Genomic DNA, 20227 nt, shown 5'->3' with positions numbered 1-20227 from the left:
CCGGCCATGCACTCCGCCACCCACCAGGCGATCGCGGCGGTCTGGCGGATCGAATCCGCGAAGATCGTCGCCACCATCGCGCGCATGACCCGCGACATCGGGGTGGCGGAGGAGCTCGCGCAGGACGCCCTGGTGGCGGCGCTGGAACACTGGCCGCGCGAAGGCGTGCCCGACAAGCCGGGCGCCTGGCTGATGACCACCGGCAAGCGGCGCGCGCTCGATCACCTGCGGCACCGCAAGATGCAGGGCGAGAAGCTCGAGGAACTCGGCCTGGACCTCGAAGCGCAGGAGGCGCTCGTCGTGCCTGACTTCGTCGATGCGCTGGACGCGGCGCGCCAGGACGACATCGGCGATGACCTGCTGCGGCTGATCTTCACGGCCTGCCATCCGATCCTGTCGACCGAAGCGCGCGTGGCCCTCACCCTGAAGCTGCTGGGTGGCCTGACGACGCACGAGATTGCGCGCGCCTACCTGGTGCCAGAGGCGACGATCGCGCAGCGCATCGTGCGCGCCAAGCGCACCCTGAGCGAGGCCCGCGTGCCCTACGAAGTGCCGCGCGGACCCGACCTGGCGGAGCGGCTGGCCTCGGTGCTGGAAGTCATCTACCTCGTCTTCAATGAAGGCTACACGGCGACGGCGGGCGAGGACTGGATGCGGCCAGCGCTGGCGCAGGAAGCGGTGCGGCTCGGCCGCATGCTGGCCGAGATCGCGCCGCAGGCGTCGGAAGTGCATGGGCTGGTGGCACTGATGGAGTTGCAGTCGTCGCGCCTCGCCGCGCGCACCGACGCGCAGGGCCGGCCCATCCTGCTGACGGACCAGGACCGCGGCCGCTGGGACCACCTGCTGATCCGGCGCGGGCTCGCGGCGCTGGAACGGGCCGAGGCGCTGGGCGGGACGCTCGGCATCTATGCGCTGCAGGCGGCCATCGCCGCTTGCCACGCCCGCGCGCCGACCGCGGAGCAGACGGACTGGCAGCGCATCGCGGCGCTCTACGACGCGCTGGCGCAGGTCGCGCCTTCGCCCGTCGTCGAACTGAATCGCGCCGTTGCCGTGGGAATGGCCTTCGGCCCGGCGGCCGGGCTCGAGATCATCGATGCGTTGCAGGGCGACAAGTCGTTGCGCAACTACCAGTGGCTGCCCAGCGTGCGCGGCGACCTGCTCGCCAAGCTGGGGCGCCATGCCGAGGCGCGGGAGGAGTTCCTGCGCGCCGCGCAGTTGGCCGGCAACGCGCGCGAACGCGAGCTGCTCACCGCGCGCGCCGACGCCATGACTGCAGCGCGGAACTGAAAAGCGCACCGCAGGGGCTTTCGGTTCCTGATTCAATCCCGTCATTCCCGCGCGGGCGGGAATCCAGAGCTCCTGTCTTCAATCCGGGAGCCCTGGATTCCCGCCTCCGCGGGAATGACGAATTTTCCATGTCCACTCCCCCCGACCTCCTCCACGGCCCCATCCTGCCAACGCTGGTCCGCCTCGCCATCCCGAACGTCTTCGCGATGGCCGCGGCCACCGCCGTCGGGATCGGTGAGACCGTCTACGTCGGCCTGCTCGGCAAGACCGCGCTGGCCGCCATGGCGTTGGTGTTCCCGCTGGTGATGCTGATGCAGATGTTCTCCGCGGGCGCCATGGGGGGTGGCGTCTCGTCCGCCATCGCCCGGGCGCTGGGCGCGGGCCAGCCGGCGCGCGCGCAGGCCTTGGCGCTGCATGCGGTGTGCATCGGGCTCGCCGCCGGGCTGGGGTTCACGCTGCTGCTGTGGGCGTCGGGCGCCGCCATCTTCCATGCGCTGGGCGGCCGCGGCGACGTGCTCGCGGTCGCGGTGGAGTACGGCCTCTGGGTCTTCGCGGCCACGCCCGCCATCTGGCTGTTCAACACGCTGATCTCGGTCGCCCGCGGCACGGGCAACATGCGCATCCCCTCGGGCGGCATCCTGGCGGTTGCCATCGTGCAGGTGATCCTGGGCGCCGTCCTGGGCCTGGGGTTGGCGGGCGTGCCGCGCCTGGGCATGCCCGGGGTGGCCCTCGGACAGGTCATTGCCTACTACGGTGCGGCGGCGGTGCTGTGGTGGTACGTGCGGCGCGGACCTTCGCGCATCCGGCTCAAGCTGCGCGGCATCCCGCTGCAGTGGGCGCTGTTCAAGGACATCCTGCGGGTGGGCGCGCTGGCCTGCCTCTCGCCGATCCTGACGATCGGCACCGTGCTGGTCGTCACGTCGCTGGTGGCCGCGCATGGCAACGACGCGCTGGCGGGTTACGCCGTCGGTTCGCGCCTCGAGTTCCTGCTGGTGCCCATCGCCTTCGCCGTCGGCGTGGCGGCCGTGCCGATGGTCGGCATGGCCATGGGCGCGGGGCAAGTGGCGCGCGCCCGGCAAGTCGCCTGGGCAGCGGCCGGCCTGTCGGCGGCATTGCTGGGAAGCGTCGGGCTGCTGTTCATGGCCGCGCCCGACTTGTGGGCCGCGATGTTCAGCAGCGACCCGGCCGTGCTGGAGCAGGCGCGCAGCTACCTGCGCTGGGCCGGGCCGGGGTTCGGCTTCTTCGGGCTCGGCCTCACGTTGTACTTCGCGGCGCAAGGCGCGGGCAACGTCGTGGCGCCGGTGACGGCTTCGGTCCTGCGCTTCGCTTTCGTGCTGGGCGCCGGGCATGCGCTGGCGGCCGCGGGCGCCGGGTTGTGGTCGCTGTTCGGCCTGGTGGGTGCTGCCATGGTGCTTTATGGCGGCGTCACCGCCCTCGGTGTGCACCTGACCTCATGGGGTCCGCGTGCGGCCCCCGTCGCAGCGAACGCGGGACTCAGTCGGACTTCTTGACGCCGCGATAGAAGTGCGGAGCGACGCGCTGCACCACCGGGCCGTCGAAGGCCCACGCCATGCACTGCCCCATGAAGAAGGGCGGCTTCTCCGGAATGGGCCGCGGGGCGCCGGGCACGCGCTCCTTGCGCGCCTTGTAACCCGGGATCATCTGGAAGGCAGCGGTCGCGGCGTTGAAGATCAACTCGCGCAAATGTGTACAACCGGCTGTGCCGCCGATGGCCCCCTCGATCGCCTTGCGCCAGCCCGGGCCCATGGTCAGGCCCACCAGCTTGCGCATGGGCGCATCGGCGGCGTTCTGGCATTCGCCGAAAGGCGCCGACTGCGTCACGGTCTGGATGTCGCGAATCGTCAGCCCGTCGTCGACCGTGACGCGGATGCGCATGTGGTGCACGGGCTCGCCCGCCGGCAGCAGGCCTTTCTCGTGCATCTGCACGTCCTCGGCTTTCGTGTCCACCAGCTCGCAATCGAGGTCCCACAGGCCGTCTTCGCGCAGGAAGCCTTCGAAGGCGATGCGGCGGGTGTGGATGGGGCGGCGCGGCTGCGGGGCGGGCAGCGAGGAGGGCAAGGCGGACATGCCGCAATTTTAGGCGGCGCGCCTCCTACAACACTTTCGGTTGTGTCCCACGCTGTCGCTGCGGAGACGCGTCTACCTTGGCGCAAGATGGCGAAAGAACGCAAGACAACCAGCCACGGCGAGCCGGCGGCACCTGAACCGGGCGCCCGTTCGCCCTTCCTGCCCACCGGGTTCGTGCGCGTGCGCGGCGCGCGCGAACACAACCTGAAAGACGTCGATGTGGACATCCCGCGCGACGCCCTGGTGGTGTTCAGCGGCGTGTCAGGCTCGGGCAAGTCCTCGCTGGCCTTCGGCACGGTGTACGCCGAGGCGCAGCGGCGTTACCTGGAATCCGTCTCGCCCTATGCGCGGCGGCTCATCGATCAGGCGGGCGTTCCCGACGTCGATTCGATCGAGGGGCTGCCGCCGGCCGTCGCGCTGCAGCAGCAACGCGGGACGCCCAGCACGCGCTCCTCGGTGGGCAGCGTCACCACGGTTTCGAATTCCCTGCGCATGCTCTATTCGCGCGTGGGCCGCTACCCGCGCGGCGCGCCCATGCTGTTCGCCGAGGATTTCTCGCCCAACACGCCGCAGGGCGCCTGCCCTCGCTGCCATGGGCAAGGCCGCATCTTCGACGCGACCGAGGCCACGATGGTGCCCGACGATTCGCTGTCGATCCGCGAGCGGGCCATCGCCGCCTGGCCACCGGCCTGGCATGGCCAGAACCTGCGCGACATCCTCGTCACCTTGGGTCACGACATCGACAAGCCGTGGCGGGAGCTGCCGAAGAAGGTGCGCGACTGGATCCTCTTCACCGATGAAACCCCGACGGTGCCGGTCTATGCCGGCTTCACGCCCAAGGAAACCCGTGCCGCCCTGCGCAGCAAGATGGAGCCCAGCTACATGGGCACGTTCACCAGCGCGCGCAACTACGTGCTGCAGACCTTCGCCACGAGCCAGAGCGACATGATGAAGAAGCGCGTGTCGCAGTTCATGACCAGCGGCCTGTGCCCGGTGTGCGCAGGCAAGCGCCTGAAGCCGGAGGCGCTGGCGGTGACGTTCGCCGGGTATGACATCGGCTCGCTCTCGCAACTGCCCATCGAGCAGGTGGCGCGCATCCTGCAGCCCGCGGCTCAGGGGCACAGCGACCGCGAGGGCGGCGAAGGCGACACGCTGACCCGCGAGGCCTCGAAACAGTCCACGCGCGAGCGCGTGGCGCGCGGCGGTGCATCCCATGCGGCGGCGCCGGACGTGCGGCTGACCGGCCATCTTTCGGAAGAGAAGCGCATCGCGGCGCAGCGCCTGGCGCAGGAGGTGCAGTCGCGCCTGCAGGTGCTGCAGCAGCTCGGCCTGGGCTACCTCTCGCTGGAGCGCAGCACACCGACGCTGTCTCCTGGCGAGCTGCAGCGGCTGCGCCTGGCGACGCAGCTCGGCTCGCACCTGTTCGGCGTGATCTATGTGCTGGACGAGCCATCGGCCGGTCTGCACCCCGCCGATGGCGAAGCGCTGCTCACCGCGTTGCAGCGGCTCAAGGCCGCCGGCAACTCGGTCTTCGTCGTCGAGCACGACCTGTCCTTGATGCGGCGCGCCGACTGGCTCGTGGACGTCGGCCCTGCCGCCGGCGAACAGGGCGGCGAAATCCTCTACAGCGGGCCGCCGGCCGGCCTCGAAGACGTGGCCGCGTCGCAGACGCGCCGCCATCTCTTCGCCCATGCGCCCCTGGAACGCCGCGAGTCGCGCGAACCTAGCGGCTGGCTGCGCCTGCAAGGCATCACCCGCAACAACTTGCACGCGCTCGACGCCGCGATCCCGCTGGGGTGCCTGACGGCGGTCACGGGCGTGTCGGGCTCGGGCAAGTCGACGCTGGTCAGCCGCGCGCTGCTGGAACTCGTGGCGCGGCACCTGGGCAGCGCGCTGCCGGATGAAGAGGAGGAGGTCGAAGGCCTCCTGGATGCTTCCGCGAGCGACGCCAGCTGGTCCGGGCGGTTGGCCGGCGACACCGGCGCGATCCGCCGCCTGGTGCAGGTGGACCAGAAGCCGATCGGCCGCACGCCGCGCTCGAACCTCGCGACCTATACGGGATTGTTCGACGCCGTTCGCAAGCTGTTCGCGGCCACGCCCGCCGCGCGCAAGCGGCGCTACGACCCCGGTCGCTTTTCCTTCAACGTGCCCAAGGGCCGCTGCGCGACGTGCGAGGGCGAGGGCTTCGTCTCGGTGGAACTGCTGTTCATGCCCAGCGTGTACGCGCCTTGCCCGGACTGCCATGGTGCGCGCTACAACGCGCAGACGCTGGAGATCGAATGGCGGGACCGCAACGTCGCCCAGGTACTGGGCATGACGGTGGACGAGGCTGCGGCGTTCTTCGCCGACGAGGCGCCCATCCTGCGACCCCTGCAGGTGCTGCAGGACATCGGGCTGGGCTACCTGCGCCTGGGCCAGCCGGCCACCGAGTTGTCGGGCGGGGAGGCGCAGCGCATCAAGCTGGCCACGGAACTGCAGCGCGCGCAGCGTGGCGACACGCTCTACGTGCTGGACGAACCCACCACCGGCCTGCACCCCGCCGACGCCGACCGGTTGATGGCGCAATTGCAGCGGCTCGTCGATGACGGGAACACCGTGGTGGTGGTGGAGCACGAGATGCGGGTGGTGGCGCAAAGCGACTGGGTGATCGACATGGGTCCCGGTGCCGGAGCCGAAGGCGGGCGCATCGTGGCCGAAGGGCCGCCTCCGGTCGTGGCCCGGGCTCCGGGCAGTCGCACCGCTCCTTACCTCGCCGAATGTCTGACTGGCGTGTAAACTGCCCGAGAACCCACTTCTCGCGCAAGGGATGACCGCTCGCACCACCGTGATGTTCGCCGACCTGACGGGCAGCACCGGCGTGTTCGAGGCGCTGGGCAACGAGGCGGCCACCCAGACCATCACCGGCCTCACCAACTGGATCGGCCAGGTCTGCCAACAGCACCATGGCCGCGTCGTCAAGACGCTGGGCGACGGCGTGCTGGCACTTTTTCCCGACGGCGAGAACGCCATCGAAGCCGTGGTGCACATGCAGCGCGAGCATGAAAAGCGCAAGAAGGCTCGCGGCCCCGCCCACCTGATGGATCTGCAGGTCGGCCTGGATTGCGGCGAGATCGTCGAGGTCGACGGCGACTGCTACGGCGACGCTGTCAACGTGGCTTCCCGCATGGCGGATCTCTCCGGCGGCCGGCAGATCTGGGCCACCGACAGCGTCACCGGCCAGGTCGAATACCCCGCGCCGGGCGTGCGCTTCCACGCGCTGGGCAACGTCACCATCCGCGGCAAGGCGCAGCAGCGCAAGGTGTTTCGCGTCGAATGGGAAGACCTGGCCACCGACATGATGACCTTGCCGGGCTACGCGGCCCCCAAGGCGCCCGGCGGCGGGCCGCTGGCCCAAGGGCTGATCGAGCTGACCTACCTCGACCAATGCCAGGAATTCCCCGCCGAGAACCTGCCGGTGCACATGGGGCGCGCTCGCGAGGCGGAATTCGTGGTGAACGACCGCCATGTCTCGCGCCTGCATGCGCGCATCGAATGGCGCAACCCCACCTTCGTGTTGGTGGACCTGAGCAGCTTCGGCACCAGCGTGCGCTTCACCGGCGCGCAGACGGTGCTGACCTTGCGGCGCGACGAATGCGTGCTGCACGACAGCGGCGAGATCGCCTTGGCACCGAGCTTCGATGACCTGATGGTGCCGACGGTGAACTTCTCGCTGGCGGTTGGGCCGGGGGCGAAGCGTTGAAGCCCGGCCACTGATTTATACCAAGCGCGCGCTTGCTATAAATCGTCCGCTCTGCTATGGTCGCGGGCCATGGAAGCCCCTGCCGTCCGCACTGCGCCCGTTGCACCGGCGGCGAAACGGCCGCGCGGGCGCCCGCGCAAGACGGTCGATGAGCGCGACGACGGCAACCGCCGGCAGGCGCTGATCGTCGGCGCCGCCAAGCTGTTCCGCCGCAAGGGCTTCGACGCCACCAGCACGCGCGACATCGCCGCCGCCGCCGGCATGCAGAGCGGCTCGCCCTTCTATCACTTCAAGAGCAAGCAGGCGTTGCTGTTCGCGGTGATGGAAGAGGGCATGCGCTCCGCGATCGCTCACCAGCAGGTGACGCTGCAGAAGGCGCAGACCCAGGGCACCAGCAGCGCGGAGTTGCTGCGGACGCTGGTGCGCCACCATTTCGACATCCTGCTCGGCCCGGGCAGCGACTTCATTCCCGTGATGCTGTACGAGGCGCGTTCGATCACGCCGAAGCAGCGCACGGTGCTGGCCGAACTGCAAAGCGAGTACGAGGCGCCGTGGGTGCCGGTGCTGGAAGCACTGCGTGCCGAGGGCCGGCTGCAGGCCGACGTGAAACTGGCGCGCCTGCTGATCTTCGGCGCGCTCAACTGGTCGGCGCAGTGGTACGACCGGCGCAAGGGTGCCACGCTGGAGGGCCTGACGGCCGCGGCCATGGCTTTGTTCATCGGGGAGGCATCTTGAGCACCGGCTACCGTTCCGTTTTCGCGCCCGGCCTGTTCGCCGGCCGCATCGTCGTCGTCACCGGCGGCGGCTCGGGCATCGGGCGCTGCACCGCGCACGAACTCGCTGCGCTTGGCGCGCACGTGGTGCTGGTCGGGCGCAAGCTCGAGAAGCTGCAGCACGTGGCCGGCGAGATCGTGGCCGACGGCGGCCGTGCCAGCTTCCATGCCTGCGACATCCGTGACGAGGCGGCGGTGCAGGCCATGGTGCGGGCCATGGTGGTGGCGCACGGCCGCATCGACGGCCTGGTGAACAACGCCGGCGGCCAGTACATCACGCCGGTCGAGAAGATCAGCGCCAAGGGCTGGGACGCGGTGATCGCGACCAACCTCACCGGCGGCTTCCTGGTGGCGCGCGAGTGCTACCTGCAGTCCATGCAGGCGCACGGTGGGGCCATCGTCAACATCGTGGCCGACATCTGGGGCTCCATGCCCGGCATGGCCCACAGCGGCGCGGCGCGTGCGGGCATGGTGAGCTTCACCGAGACGGCGGCATTGGAATGGGCTCGCAGCGGCGTGCGCGTGAATGCGGTGGCGCCGGGCTACATCGCCTCCAGCGGAATGGACCACTATCCGCCCGAAGCGGGGCCCATGCTGCGCGAAATGCGCGAGACCGTGCCGGCGGGGCGCTTCGGCAACGAGGCCGAGACGTCGGCCGGTATCGTCTATCTGCTGAGCCCGGCCGCCGCTTTCGTCAGCGGGATCGTGCTGCGCATCGACGGCGCGCGGCCGCAGGTGCGCATGGGCTGGGGGCAGGTGGCGGCGCCGGTGGAGGCGCAAGGGCGCGATGCGGTGAAGCCGTTCGACGGGTTTCATCGGTACGTGATGCCCAAGGTGTTCCAGTCGTGAGCGTTGCCGCCCGCATGCAGGAACGGCGTGACGCCATGCTGGGCCGCATCGCGCAACTGCGCGCCCTGGAACAGCGCTCGGCCGACAAGTCGGCAGAGGCCAAGCCGGTGTTCGACAAGCGCGGGCAGCTGCTGCCGCGCGAGCGCGTGGCGTTGCTGCTGGACCCGGGCACGCCCTACCTGCCGCTGTGTTCGCTGGCCGGCTTCCTGCAGGACAGCAAGGACCCGGCGGCTTCGGTGCCGGGGGGCGGCATCGTGGCCGGCATCGGCTTCATCGCCGGCGTGCGCTGCATGGTCGTCGCCAGCGATTCCGGCATCGACGCCGGCGCCATCCAGCCGATGGGCCTGGACAAGATCCTGCGGGTGCAGGAACTGGCGCTGCAGAACAAGCTGCCCTTCGTGCACCTGGTGGAGAGCGCCGGCGCAAACCTCATGAAGTACCGCGTGGAGGGCTTCGTGCACGGCGGCGCGTTGTTCCGCAACCTGGCGCGCTTGTCGGCGGCGGGGATTCCGGTGATCACCGTGCAGCACGGCTCGGGCACGGCCGGCGGCGCGTACATGCCGGGCCTGAGCGACATCGTGATCATGGTGCGCGGCCGCTCGCGCGCGTTCCTTGCCGGGCCGCCGCTGCTGAAGGCGGCCACGGGCGAGGTGGCGACGGAGGAGGAACTGGGCGGAGCGGAAATGCACACCGGTGTCTCCGGGCTGGGTGAGTACCTGGCGGAGGATGACCGGGAGGCGTTGGGGATCGCACGCGACGTAGTCCATCACCTGTCATCCCGGGCTCGACCCGGGATCCATCGTGGCGAGGCACCATGGATTGCGGATCAAGTCCGCAATGACAGCCAGGAGGAATTGCTCTCGATGATCCCGCTGACTCTCCGCGAACCCGTCGACATGCGCGACATCGCACGCCGCCTCGTCGACGACGGCTTCCTCGAATTCAAGCCGCTCTACGGCGCGGCCACCGTCTGCGCGCAGGGCCACATCGCGGGCCACGCAGTCGGCTTCATCACCAACAACGGCCCGATCGACGTGCCCGGCACCAACAAGGCCACGCACTTCATCCAGTGGATGTGCCAGCTGGGCCACCCCATCATCTACCTGCAGAACACCACGGGCTACATGGTGGGCAAGGAGAGCGAGCAGGGCGGCATGATCAAGCACGGCAGCAAGATGATCCAGGCCGTGACGAACGCCACGGTGCCACAGATCACGATCCAGTGCGGCGCCTCCTTCGGCGCAGGCAACTACGGCATGTGCGGTCGCGGTTACGCGCCGCGCTTCCTCTTCAGCTGGCCGAGCGCGAAGACCGCGGTGATGGGCGGCGAGCAGGCCGCCCGCACCATGCAGATCGTCACGGAGGCGGCGCTGGCCCGCAAAGGTATCGCGGCCGACCCGGAGCAATCGAAAGCGCAGTTCGACAAGATCGTCGCGGTTTTCGAATCGCAAGCCGATGCGTTCTACACGTCAGGTCTGCTGCTGGACGACGGCGTGATCGATCCGCGCGACACGCGGGCTGTCCTGGCGTTTTGCCTGGAAACGATCGCGGAAGCGGAAGCAAGGCAGTTGAACCCGATGCAATTCGGTGTCGCAAGAATGTAGGAGACAAACCATGCAATACACCCACGAACACCTCGAGATCCAGAAGACCCTCAAGCGCTTCATCGACGAAGAGATCAACCCGCACGTCGACGAATGGGAAGCCGCGGAGATCTTCCCCGCGCATGAAGTGTTCAAGCGCCTGGGCCATCTCGGCCTGTTGGGCCTGTGCAAGCCGGAGGAATACGGCGGCGCCGGCCTCGACTACTCGTACTCCATGGCGATGGCCGAAGCGCTGGGCCATACCGAATGCGGCGGCGTGCCCATGGCGATCGGCGTGCAGACCGACATGGCCACGCCGGCATTGGCACGCTTCGGCAGCGACGAACTCAAACGCGAGTTCCTGGCACCCGCCATCGCCGGCGACATGGTCGCCTGCATCGGCGTCAGCGAACCGGCCGCCGGGAGCGACGTTTCGGGCATCAAGAGCCGCGCGGTGAAGGACGGCGACGACTACGTCATCACCGGCCAGAAGATGTGGATCACCAACAGCCTGCAGGCCGACTGGATGTGCATGCTGGTGAACACGGGCGAAGGTCCGGTGCACAAGAACAAGTCGCTCGTGATCGTGCCCATGCGCGAGAACGGCAAGCTGCGCAAGGGCATCGAGGTGGCGCAGAAGATCCGCAAGATCGGCATGCATTCCAGCGACACCGGGCTGATCTATTTCGACGAGGTGCGGGTGCCGCAGCGCTACCGCATCGGTGCCGAGGGCCAGGGGTTCATCTACCAGATGCAGCAGTTCCAGGAAGAACGCCTCTGGGCCGCGGCGAGTTGCCTGCAGTCGCTCACCAACTGCATCCAGTGGACCATCGACTGGGCGCAGGAACGCAAGCTGTTCGGCGCCGCGCTGGCCGACCAGCAATGGGTGCAGTTCAAATTGGCCGAATGCAAGACGGAAGTGGAGGCGTTGCGCGCGCTGACCTACCGTGCCTGCGACCTGTACGTGCAAGGCCAGGACGTCCTGGAACTGGCGTCCATGGCCAAGCTGAAGGCCGGCCGCCTGAACCGCACCGTGCCCGACACCTGCCTGCAGTTCTGGGGCGGCATGGGCTTCACGCTGGAAAACAAGGTCTCGCGCATGTACCGCGACGGCCGGCTCGGCTCCATCGGCGGCGGTGCCGACGAAGTGATGATGGGCATCCTGGCCAAGCTGATGGGCATCGCCAAGCGGCCGCCGGCGCAGCACTGACGCAATGCGACGCCTCCTCATCGCCAACCGCGGCGAGATCGCGCGCCGCGTGATCCGCACGGCGCATGCCATGGGCATAGCGACCGTGGCCGTGCATTCGGATGCGGATGCCGCGGCGCTCCACGTGCGCGAGGCCACGTATTCGCATGCCCTGGGCGGCAACGCCTCCGCCGACACGTATTTGCGCATCGACAAGCTGCTGCTGGCGGCGCGCGAGACCGGCGCGGATGCGGTGCATCCTGGCTACGGTTTCCTGAGCGAAAACGCCGAGTTCGCGCAGGCCGTCGCCGATGCGGGGCTGGCCTGGGTCGGGCCATCCGCCGAAGCGATCCGCAAGCTGGGGAGCAAGTCGTCGGCGAAGCAGTTGGCCGAGGCGCGCGGTGTGCCCTGCCTGCCGGGCTACCAGGGTGACGACCAGTCGGATGAGCGCCTGGAGACGGAGGCCCGGCGTGTCGGCTTCCCGGTGATGGTGAAGGCCGCCTCCGGCGGTGGCGGCCGAGGGATGCGCCTGGTCACCGAAGCGTCGCAGCTGCGTGCCGCCGTCCAGAGCGCGCGCTCGGAAGCGCAGTCGGCCTTTGGCTCGGGTGAATTGCTGCTGGAGCGCGCCCTGCTGCGCCCGCGCCATGTCGAGGTGCAGGTGTTCGCCGACGCGCACGGGAACTGCATCCACCTGGGCGAGCGGGATTGCTCGGTACAGCGGCGCCACCAGAAGATCGTCGAGGAAACGCCGAGCCCGGCCGTGGACGCGGCACTGCGTGAACGCATGGGACGTTGCGCCGTCGAGCTGGCGCAAGCTGCGGGCTATGTGGGCGCCGGGACTGTGGAGTTCCTGGTCGAGGGCGGCGAGTTTTTCCTGATGGAGATGAACACGCGGCTGCAGGTGGAGCATCCGGTGACGGAGATGGTGACCGGACTGGACCTGGTCGAGTGGCAGATCCGCGTCGCGCGCGGCGAACGTTTGCCGCTGACGCAGGAGCAGATTCGCTTCCAGGGCCACGCGATCGAAGTCCGCCTGTGCGCAGAAGACGAATCGTTCACCCCGCACACCGGCATGGTTCTGCATTTTCTCCCTCCCCCTCTGGGGGAGGGAGCGGGGCCCCCACGAAGCGCCGCTTCGTGGGGTGCAGGTGGGGGTGGGGGCGCGCGCGGCACCACCTTGCGCTTCGACCACGCCATCTTCGAAGGCCTGGAAGTCTCCCCCCACTACGACTCGATGCTCGGCAAGCTGATCTCCCACGCCTCAACCCGTGCCGAGGCGCTCTCGCAACTCGCAGTCTCCCTCGACCGCTTGCAGGTCCTGGGGCTACCGACCAACCGCGCCTTCCTGGCCGCATGCCTGCGCCATCCGGTTTTCGGAGCAGGAGAAGCGCTGATCCCCTTCCTCGCGGACCACGGCGACGCCTTGCGCACGCAACTGGCCCAAGCCGAAGCCGCCATCGCCGTGCCCTGTGGCGTCGCCGCCATCGTGGGCCAGGCTCCCACTCCCGTGCTGGCTGTTCCCTTCCGCCGCCCGCTGCGCCTGCGGCACCGGGGCCAGATGCATGAAGTTGGCGATGCGCCGGCGAGGTCGCCCCTCTTGTCGGTGCGCGTCTCGAAGCAACGCTTCCACATCCAGCAAGGCGCCATCGACCTCTTCATCGAAGACGCCTCCTTCGACCCGCCCACCTCCGGCCCCGGCGCCAAATCCGCGAACGAACTGCGCGCTCCCTTCAACGGCAAGGTGATCGCCGTCAAGACCCAGGCGGGCGACACGGTGCGCAAGGGCGACACGCTGCTGGTGCTGGAATCGATGAAGCTGGAACACGCGCTGGCCGCGTCGCGAGACGGCATCGTGAAGAGCCTGCACGTCGAGCCCGGCCAGCAGGCCGCCACGTCGCAGGTCCTGCTGACGCTGGAGCCGGCATGAGCCGCCGGGCCGCCCCAAGGCGAATCCCGCAGTCCGAAGGACGGAGGGTCGTCCAGTGAACAGCCTCGAGCTCGCCTCCGAGATCGAGGCATTCACGGACAGCGTGCGCCGATTCACGCTGGAGCGCATCGCGCCGAACGCTGGCGAGTGGGATGCGGCGGGAGAGATCCCGCGCGCTCTGTACCACGAGGCTGCGGCGCTCGGACTGCTCGGCCTGGGCTACCCGGAAGATCTGGGCGGAACGCCGGCCTCCTTCGCGCTGCGCAACGCCATGTCGGTCACCATGAGCCGGTACGGCGGCAGCGGTGGCGTGCTGGCAAGCCTGTTCTCGTTGAACATCGGCCTGCCCCCGGTGCTGCGGCATGGCAGCGCGGCCTTGCAGCAGGAAGTGATTCCAGCCGTCTTGCACGGCGAGAAGATCGCTGCCCTGGCCATCACCGAGCCCGGTGGCGGCTCCGACGTCGCGGCGGTGCGGACAACAGCACGCCGCGATGGCGACGAATACGTCATCGAGGGCGAGAAGGTCTTCATCACGTCCGGCATGCGGGCCGACTGGATCACCGTCGCGGTTCGCACGGGCGAGCCGAGCAGCAAAGGCGCCGGCGGCATCTCCATGATGGTTGTGCCCGGCGACGCCAAAGGCCTCTCGCGCAGCCGCCTCGACAAGATGGGCTGGCTTGCCAGCGACACCGCGCACCTGCGCTTCGACGGCGTGCGCGTGCCGGCCCGCTACCTCGTCGGCGACGAAGGCGCGGGCTTCAAGATCATCATGAGCAACTTCAACGGTGAGCGGCTGGCGATGTCGGCCATGGCGCTGGGTTTCGCGCAGGCCTGCTACGACGAGGCCCTGGACTGGGCGCGGCAGCGCAAGACCTTCGGCTCCGCGCTGGTGGAGAAGCAGGTGGTGCGCCACAAGCTGGTCGACATGCAGATGCGCATCGCCTCCACCGAAGCCTGGCTGCAAGCGGTCACCGCATTGGCCGACGCCGGGAAATTGGAATCTGACCCCAATTGCGTGGCGCAGGTCTGCATGCTGAAGAACCACAGCACGCAAACCATGCAGTTCTGCGCGGACGCCGCGGTGCAGACACTGGGGGGCATGGGCTTCATGCGCGGCACCAAGAGCGAGCGGATCTACCGCGAGGTCAAGGTGATGATGATCGGCGGCGGCGCCGAGGAGATCATGAAGGACCTGGCCGCGAGGCAGTTGGGTCTATGAGCAAGAAGACCACGACGGTGCCCGCGGCGTTCGAACCCGAATTCGTGGAGGCGCTGAGGGTGATGTTCGAAGAGCACATCACGTTCAACCGTGTGCTGGGCCTGAAGATTGCCGACGTCCAGCCGGAAGTGGTGACGGGCAGCATCGCGATGAAGCCGGAGCTGGTGGGCCACTTTCACTACAACCGCGTGCATGGCGGCGTGACGAGTGCCTGCCTGGACGCCATGGGCGGCCTGGCCGCCATGGCCGCCATCGGCGCGCGGCACCTGGACGAGCCGGTGGCCGAACGCATGCAGCGCTTTTCCAAGCTCGGGACCATTGACCTTCGCGTCGACTACCTGCGTCCGGTGATCGGGGATCGCTTCGACCTGCGCGCCGAGGTGCTGCGGCTCGGCTCGCGCGTGGCGACCACGCGCATGGAATGGAAGGGCGCCGACGGCAAGCTGCTCGCTGTGGCGATGGGCGCCTACATCGTTTCCTGAGCTTGCCGGGAGCGGGCGGCTACAGCCGCATGCCGCGCAGCAGGACGAGCAACTCCGACTGCGACGCGCAGCCCGTCTTCGCCAGCAGGCTGCTGATCTGGCTGCGCACGGTGCTGATGGCGCTGCCGCTCTCCTCGCCGATCCCGGCGGGCGTGCGGCCGTCCAGCAGGCCGCCCAGCACGCGGACCTCCGCCGGCGAAAGCTGGAAGAGCGTGGCGACGGATTGCGCCACTTCGCGCCCGCCCGCCCGCGGCAATTCCACCAGCAGCAGGAAGCACTCGCCTGCGCCCACCACCGGCGGGCCGTGCGCCGAGCCTTCGGGAACCCGCAGCAGTGAGGCGCTGATGACCTGCGGGGGATCGTTCGGCAGCAGTGCCTTGATGCGCGCGGGGGTTCCGCGCCGGGCCAGTCCGAGGGCCTCCGCCACGGACGGCGCGCATCGCGTGCCCAATGCGCGCAGGCGACCGAACCGGAAGCAATCGGGCGGCAGCGTCGCCAGGAACCCCGCGCCGGCGGCATTGTGCTGCAGCACGGCGCCAGCCCGGTCGAGCACGATGCTCGCGATGTGCATCGCGCTGAATGCCTCGTGCGACCGCTGGTCCGCCAACCATCCGATGCGGCGCTGCACCCGCAAGGCGCGCCGGAAGTGCGGCAGCAAGGGCCGCAGCCTGTCGCGTTGGCTGAAGGAGAAATCGTCCACCCCGGGACGCCGGTGCCACACGAGATTGGTGAATGGCATCGCGTCGGTGTCATGCCCATCGAACAGCACGGTACCGACCATCGAATGGATGTCGTGCTGGCGCGAGAACTCGTTGTAGAACGCGGTGCGGCGCAATTCACCGGGGGCCACGAGTTCGGAGCCGACCACCAGGGTCTCCTGCTTCATCAGGCCCCTGCGCTGCGCTGCCAGCGCCCAGGGGTCCTGCGAATGCCAGAAGCGGCCGAACTCCTCGGGCATCTCGGGCGCATGGTTGAACATGTGCACGACGGCCTTGGGATCGACGTCGCTGTGGGTGCTGAAGAAGAACGAGGAATCGGCCGCGATGGCGCCGGCAACAAGGCCCATCGCCGCCGTCCAGCGCTGGGGCTCGAGGGCCGCGTCGTAGATCGACGCGACGATTTTCTCCGTTTCGGAACTGCGTACAGCTGCTGTTGTTCTCGTCATTTGTGCCTGCGACAAGCGCACAAAAAATAAAACCTATCCGCTACACACCCTTCCGCCACGTGGAGGATGTCATCGCGAGTGTAGATGTTTCCAATCGAGACACCGTCGAAGCATGACGGCTTTCTGCAACGGGCCTACGAGAGGAGAATCATGCCCACTCAACGACTGCGCACCTTGTTCCTGGCCACCGCCATCGGCGTCCTCGCCGGTTGCGGCGGCAGCGATGATGACGGCGGGGCTGCCACGGCGCCCACGCCCAGTCCCGCGCCACCGGCGGCGACCGCGATCGAGAGGTACACAGGAAACTGGACCGTCTGCAATTTCGATGGCCCGACCGCTTCCGAATTCGAGACGCTGCAGGTCACCAGGACCAGCGACACGACGGCATCGTTCACGGTCGACTCCAAGACCTACGCTACCTCCAACTGCACCGGCACCGTCGTCAGGAGCGACGCGAGCAGTGGAACGATCTCGATCGTCGGCACGAAGGCCATCGGAACGGAGACGGTCGACAAAGTGAACGTGGCCGCTGGCGGAAGCACCGAGAAGCAGGTGTTCGTGGTGCGCGGGGACGGCAGGTTCTTCACCGGCATCCCCACCGACGAAACCGGCTCCAACCCCGACGCGGAAGGCTACCCGAGCGCGCTGGACAACCAGCCCTTCGTGCGTCCCTGACCGGCGGGCGCGGCCGGGATCGATTGTGCGGATGGTGGCCCCTCGCTATAGTGGCCTGGCCACCACTTTCACAGGACCTTCCATGGCCGCCAAATTCGGATTCGACGCTGACGCCCTGATCACCCAGTTCTCCGAAGCCTCCGCCCGCGGAGGCGAAACCCTGCGCAAGGCGGTGCAGGAGGCCACCTTGAAGGCCCTGCAAGGCCGCGAGCTGACCATGACGAACATCAAGGGCGCGCTCAAGCAGGTGACGGCCGCCGCAGCCAAGGGCGCCGGCCAGAACCCGATGGGCGCCGACCAGATGGAGCCGCTGCTGGCCAAGGCCATCGCCGGCATGGACGCCGCCTTGCTGCAGGCGGTGGAAGCGAACCGCCGCGCGCTGGAGCAACTGGTGGACCAGGGCGCGGGCCTGCGCGAAACCCAGGTGAAGAAGGCGCTGAACGACATCGAGAAAATGGAGGACATGTTCTTCGACACCGTGCGCAAGTCGCTGTCGCAGGCTTCGGGCCCCCTCGAAGGCGCCTGGGGCCAGGCGCTCGAGAAGCTGCAAATGAAAGGCTCCGGCACTGGCGCGCACGCGGCGCAGACGGTGCAGCAGCTCACCGAGCAGGCGCAGTCCGCCATGCGCGAAGGCCGCAACGCGAGCGTGAAGGCGATGGGCGCGCTGCTCGACAGCTACGCGGCACTGGCGAGCGGGGTGTTGATCGGGATGTCGCAGGGGATGCAGGGTGATGCGTCGCCGGCCCCGGCGGCCAAGGCCAAGCGCAAGTAGTGGATTCCGGGCGCCGCGACGTCTGCGGCTCCGGACTGCGCCTGCTGCTCGGCTTGGGACTTCTGAGGCAGGCGTCCGGTGCCCACGCTTTGAGCGGATCGCTCAAGTGGTCGGCGCGCCCCTGGTTGACCCGGCTCGACGAGGCGTCGGGTGCACTGTCTGCGGGCACCGCGACGCCACGCGCGTGGCAATCGGAAGTCGAAGCCGTCCTGGGGCGCCTGGAACTGCCGGACCTGCTGCGCTCGCTCGATTTCGAGCAACTGGCCGCATCCGCGAAGTTCCCCAGCCAAGGCGAAGGCATGGAGCGCCTGTATTTCCCCGGTGAGGACGGCCGCCTGCAGTTCCTGCGCTTCCGGCCTTACCTGTTCACGCTGCGCAAGGATGTCGCCGTCGTTCCCCACGGCCACCACAACATGGCGACCCTGCACATGGTGCTGGCGGGGGAGGCCCGGGTGCGCCACTACGACCGCCTCGAAGGGACGGACACGCACATGCTGATCCGCCCGGTCTCGGACGAAGTGGCGAAACCGGGCCACGTGAGTTCCGTTTCCGACGAACATCACAACATCCACTGGTTCCAGGGCCTGACGGAGCGGGTGTTCATGTTCAACATCGGCGTGTATGAAGTGCGGCCAGGCGCGCCGTCCGGCGAGCGCGATTATGTGGATGCCGCTGATGGAATCCTGGCAGGCGGCGGCGCCTTGCGCGTCGCACGGTTGGGGCGGTCCGCGGCCTATGCGAAGTACGGCCGCCTCTAGCGTCTGGCCAGGGGCCGTGGCCGCGGTTTGATCAGTACAGCAGCCGGCCGTCGCGCGTGACCACGCCAATGTCGACGTAGCGCGAGCCCTCGTTGCCGCCCGAGAATTCGACCACATAGCCGCCGAAATCGGCCCGCAGCCTGCGCAAGGCCGCCTGCAGTTTGATTGGCGTGATCGGCGACGGTGTGAGTTTCAAGGCCTCCACCAGAACGCGGCAACTGAGATAGCCCGTGAGGTGCAGTTGCGTCGACGCGGTTCCAGCGGGCGCATGCTTGGCCATCGCGGCTCGGAACTGGCGGCTCAGTCCCGTCGACGACGAGAAGGTATTCGGCGTCACCTGCGCAAGCCCGACGCCGAGCGCCTTGGCCTGGCCGACCTTCTCCAGGATCCCATGGACCGGCACATAGGACATGCCGTAGATGGGTGTGGCATCGCCGAGCTGCCGCACGTCGCGCACCAGCGAACTGCCGCTGTTCGGGACCAGCACCATGATGTACGCCTGGGCGTTGGTGGCCCGCAACTTCTCGGCCTCGGCCCGCAACGCGTCGGCAGCGGAAGCCACCGGGACGCGGCCGGTGATGGTCATCTGCAGCGAGGGCGCCAGGCCCTCGATGAACTTCATTCCACCGTGGCCGAACGGGATGTCCTGGTACACCACGGCAATGCGGCGCAGCCCGAGAGTGGCCAGGTGCTGCAGGATGCGCTTCAGTTGCGCTGTGTCGTTCGCATGGATGTGAAAGAGCCAGGGACTGCCAGGGTTGCGCAGGGCGTCCGCGCCGGGTGTGACGCCGACGACGGGAATCCTCAGCGCGTCAAGGACATTCTCCTCCAGCACCGCCTTCACGTTGGCGGAACCGAGCAGGTTGAGGAACGCCACCGGCTGCTCCCGGCCGGCGACTTCCTTCAGCTTCCGGACGGTTTCGGCCGGCTTGTACTGGTCGTCTTCACCGATGAGCCGTAAAGGCTGGCCGTTGATCCCACCGGCCGCGTTGGCTTCGTCGATGCAGGCCTGGCTGCCTTGGTGATTGGCCACGCCGTTGCCAGCCAGTGGGCCGCTCAAGGGTCCCACCTGCGCGACGACAAGTTCGCGCGCGGAGATGCCTGCGCACGCGAGTGCGATACAGAATCCGAGCAGGCCTGCCTGCGGGGTCTTCATCTTGCGGGCGCGGTCTTGCCGTGCTTCTCGATCAGTGCGCGCGCCGTCTCCAGCAGCTTCTTGCCGTCGTGGCCGCGCTTGTCCATGTCCTGCACCCACTCCACTTCGACCAGGCGCGCCTTGCGCTTGAACTCCTGGGCATCCGCGGCCGTGATCCGGTAGATCTGGTTCTTGCGGTCTTCCGCGGCCTTGCGCCCGGCCGGGTCATTGCCCTGCTGCGTCTTCCCGAGCCAGGCCGACGTGGCCATGCCGGAGTTGTTGTCGATGATCTTCTTCAGGTCCGGCGCCAGCGAGTTGTACTTCGCCTTGTTCATGCTCATCACGAACGTGGTCGTGTACAAGGCCCCGCCTGAGTTTTCGAACTCGCTGTGGAACTTGGTCAGCTCGTGCACCTTCACCGAGGGCACCACCTCCCACGGAATCACGCAGCCATCGATCGTGCCCTTGGACAGCGCATCGGGGATCTGCGGCAGCGGCATGCCCACCGGGGTGGCGCCGACGTAGCCGAGCATCTTGGTGATCTGCCGTGTCGGGCCGCGCACCTTCATGCCCTTCAGGTCGTCGG

At 68.4% G+C, this 20227-nt stretch carries 18 protein-coding genes; 14 read left to right on the top strand and 4 right to left on the bottom strand.

Annotated elements, in window-relative coordinates; all coding sequences use genetic code 11:
- Positions 1–6 precede the first annotated feature (6 nt).
- Together FN976_RS14875 and FN976_RS14870 are read left to right on the top strand one after the other, a co-directional pair.
- Positions 7–1287, top strand: a complete 1281-nt coding sequence (locus tag FN976_RS14875; RefSeq protein ID WP_145893830.1) for an RNA polymerase sigma factor — start codon at positions 7–9, stop codon at positions 1285–1287.
- 128 nt (positions 1288–1415) lie between these two features.
- Positions 1416–2798: an MATE family efflux transporter gene (locus tag FN976_RS14870; protein ID WP_145893829.1), complete on the top strand. Its 1383-nt coding sequence runs from the start codon at positions 1416–1418 to the stop codon at positions 2796–2798.
- Here the strand turns inward: FN976_RS14870 and FN976_RS14865 are convergent.
- Positions 2782–3375: a DUF2889 domain-containing protein gene (locus FN976_RS14865; RefSeq protein ID WP_145893828.1), complete on the bottom strand. Its 594-nt coding sequence runs from the start codon at positions 3373–3375 to the stop codon at positions 2782–2784. The two genes, FN976_RS14870 and FN976_RS14865, sit on opposite strands and share 17 nt — an antisense overlap.
- An 87-nt stretch (positions 3376–3462) precedes the next feature.
- On the opposite strand from FN976_RS14865, the gene FN976_RS14860 reads away from it, so the two are divergent.
- The 9 genes from FN976_RS14860 to FN976_RS14820 all read left to right on the top strand — a co-directional run bounded on the left by FN976_RS14860 (position 3463) and on the right by FN976_RS14820 (position 15136).
- Positions 3463–6150: an excinuclease ABC subunit UvrA gene (locus tag FN976_RS14860; RefSeq protein WP_145893827.1), complete on the top strand. Its 2688-nt coding sequence runs from the start codon at positions 3463–3465 to the stop codon at positions 6148–6150.
- A 31-nt stretch (positions 6151–6181) separates the two neighbouring features.
- A complete protein-coding gene (locus FN976_RS14855) occupies positions 6182–7114 on the top strand; it encodes an adenylate/guanylate cyclase domain-containing protein (protein WP_145893826.1) in 933 nt (310 codons plus the stop codon).
- A 69-nt stretch (positions 7115–7183) separates the two neighbouring features.
- Positions 7184–7849: a TetR/AcrR family transcriptional regulator gene (locus FN976_RS14850; protein WP_145893825.1), complete on the top strand. Its 666-nt coding sequence runs from the start codon at positions 7184–7186 to the stop codon at positions 7847–7849.
- Positions 7846–8736 (top strand): SDR family NAD(P)-dependent oxidoreductase, encoded by an 891-nt coding sequence (locus tag FN976_RS14845; RefSeq protein ID WP_255440444.1) that lies wholly within the window; start codon positions 7846–7848, stop codon positions 8734–8736. The genes FN976_RS14850 and FN976_RS14845 overlap by 4 nt, the downstream gene beginning before the upstream one ends.
- 14 nt (positions 8737–8750) lie before the next feature.
- The gene (locus tag FN976_RS14840) at positions 8751–10340 is read left to right on the top strand and encodes an acyl-CoA carboxylase subunit beta (protein ID WP_145894067.1); all 1590 of its coding nucleotides are present in this window, start codon (positions 8751–8753) and stop codon (positions 10338–10340) included.
- A gap of 10 nt (positions 10341–10350) precedes the next feature.
- The gene (locus FN976_RS14835; protein WP_145893824.1) at positions 10351–11529 is read left to right on the top strand and encodes an acyl-CoA dehydrogenase family protein; all 1179 of its coding nucleotides are present in this window, start codon (positions 10351–10353) and stop codon (positions 11527–11529) included.
- A 4-nt stretch (positions 11530–11533) separates the two neighbouring features.
- On the top strand, positions 11534–13435 hold the full coding sequence (locus tag FN976_RS14830; protein ID WP_145893823.1) for an ATP-binding protein: 1902 nt from the start codon (positions 11534–11536) through the stop codon (positions 13433–13435).
- Between the two features lie 55 nt (positions 13436–13490).
- Positions 13491–14654, top strand: coding sequence for an acyl-CoA dehydrogenase family protein (locus FN976_RS14825; RefSeq protein ID WP_145893822.1), 1164 nt, complete (start codon positions 13491–13493; stop codon positions 14652–14654).
- On the top strand, positions 14651–15136 hold the full coding sequence (locus FN976_RS14820) for a thioesterase family protein (RefSeq protein ID WP_145893821.1): 486 nt from the start codon (positions 14651–14653) through the stop codon (positions 15134–15136). Before FN976_RS14825 ends, FN976_RS14820 begins: the two co-directional genes overlap by 4 nt.
- Before the next feature lie 19 nt (positions 15137–15155).
- On the opposite strand, the gene FN976_RS14815 is transcribed toward FN976_RS14820, so the two are convergent.
- Positions 15156–16301: a helix-turn-helix transcriptional regulator gene (locus tag FN976_RS14815; RefSeq protein ID WP_145893820.1), complete on the bottom strand. Its 1146-nt coding sequence runs from the start codon at positions 16299–16301 to the stop codon at positions 15156–15158.
- A 150-nt stretch (positions 16302–16451) separates the two neighbouring features.
- Between FN976_RS14815 and FN976_RS14810 the strand changes: the two genes are divergently transcribed.
- The 3 genes from FN976_RS14810 (at position 16452) to FN976_RS14800 (ending at position 18506) form a co-directional block, all read left to right on the top strand.
- Positions 16452–16976, top strand: coding sequence for a hypothetical protein (locus FN976_RS14810; protein ID WP_145893819.1), 525 nt, complete (start codon positions 16452–16454; stop codon positions 16974–16976).
- A gap of 82 nt (positions 16977–17058) precedes the next feature.
- Complete coding sequence (locus FN976_RS14805) at positions 17059–17748, top strand: DUF6781 family protein (protein ID WP_145893818.1); 690 nt, start codon at positions 17059–17061, stop codon at positions 17746–17748.
- Positions 17748–18506: a hypothetical protein gene (locus FN976_RS14800; RefSeq protein ID WP_186510912.1), complete on the top strand. Its 759-nt coding sequence runs from the start codon at positions 17748–17750 to the stop codon at positions 18504–18506. Before FN976_RS14805 ends, FN976_RS14800 begins: the two co-directional genes overlap by 1 nt.
- 31 nt (positions 18507–18537) lie before the next feature.
- On the opposite strand, the gene FN976_RS14795 is transcribed toward FN976_RS14800, so the two are convergent.
- Both FN976_RS14795 and FN976_RS14790 read right to left on the bottom strand, forming a co-directional pair.
- Entirely contained in the window at positions 18538–19662 is a 1125-nt protein-coding gene (locus FN976_RS14795; protein WP_145893816.1) for an ABC transporter substrate-binding protein, read from the bottom strand.
- On the bottom strand, positions 19659–20227 hold a 569-nt coding region (locus FN976_RS14790; protein ID WP_489885973.1), incomplete at its 5' end, for a type 2 periplasmic-binding domain-containing protein. The genes FN976_RS14795 and FN976_RS14790, both read right to left, overlap by 4 nt.

The sequence above is a fragment of the Caenimonas sedimenti genome, assembly GCF_007833165.1.
GTDB lineage: Bacteria > Pseudomonadota > Gammaproteobacteria > Burkholderiales > Burkholderiaceae_C > Ramlibacter > Ramlibacter sedimenti.
This window is presented reverse-complemented; position numbering and strand designations above follow the sequence as displayed.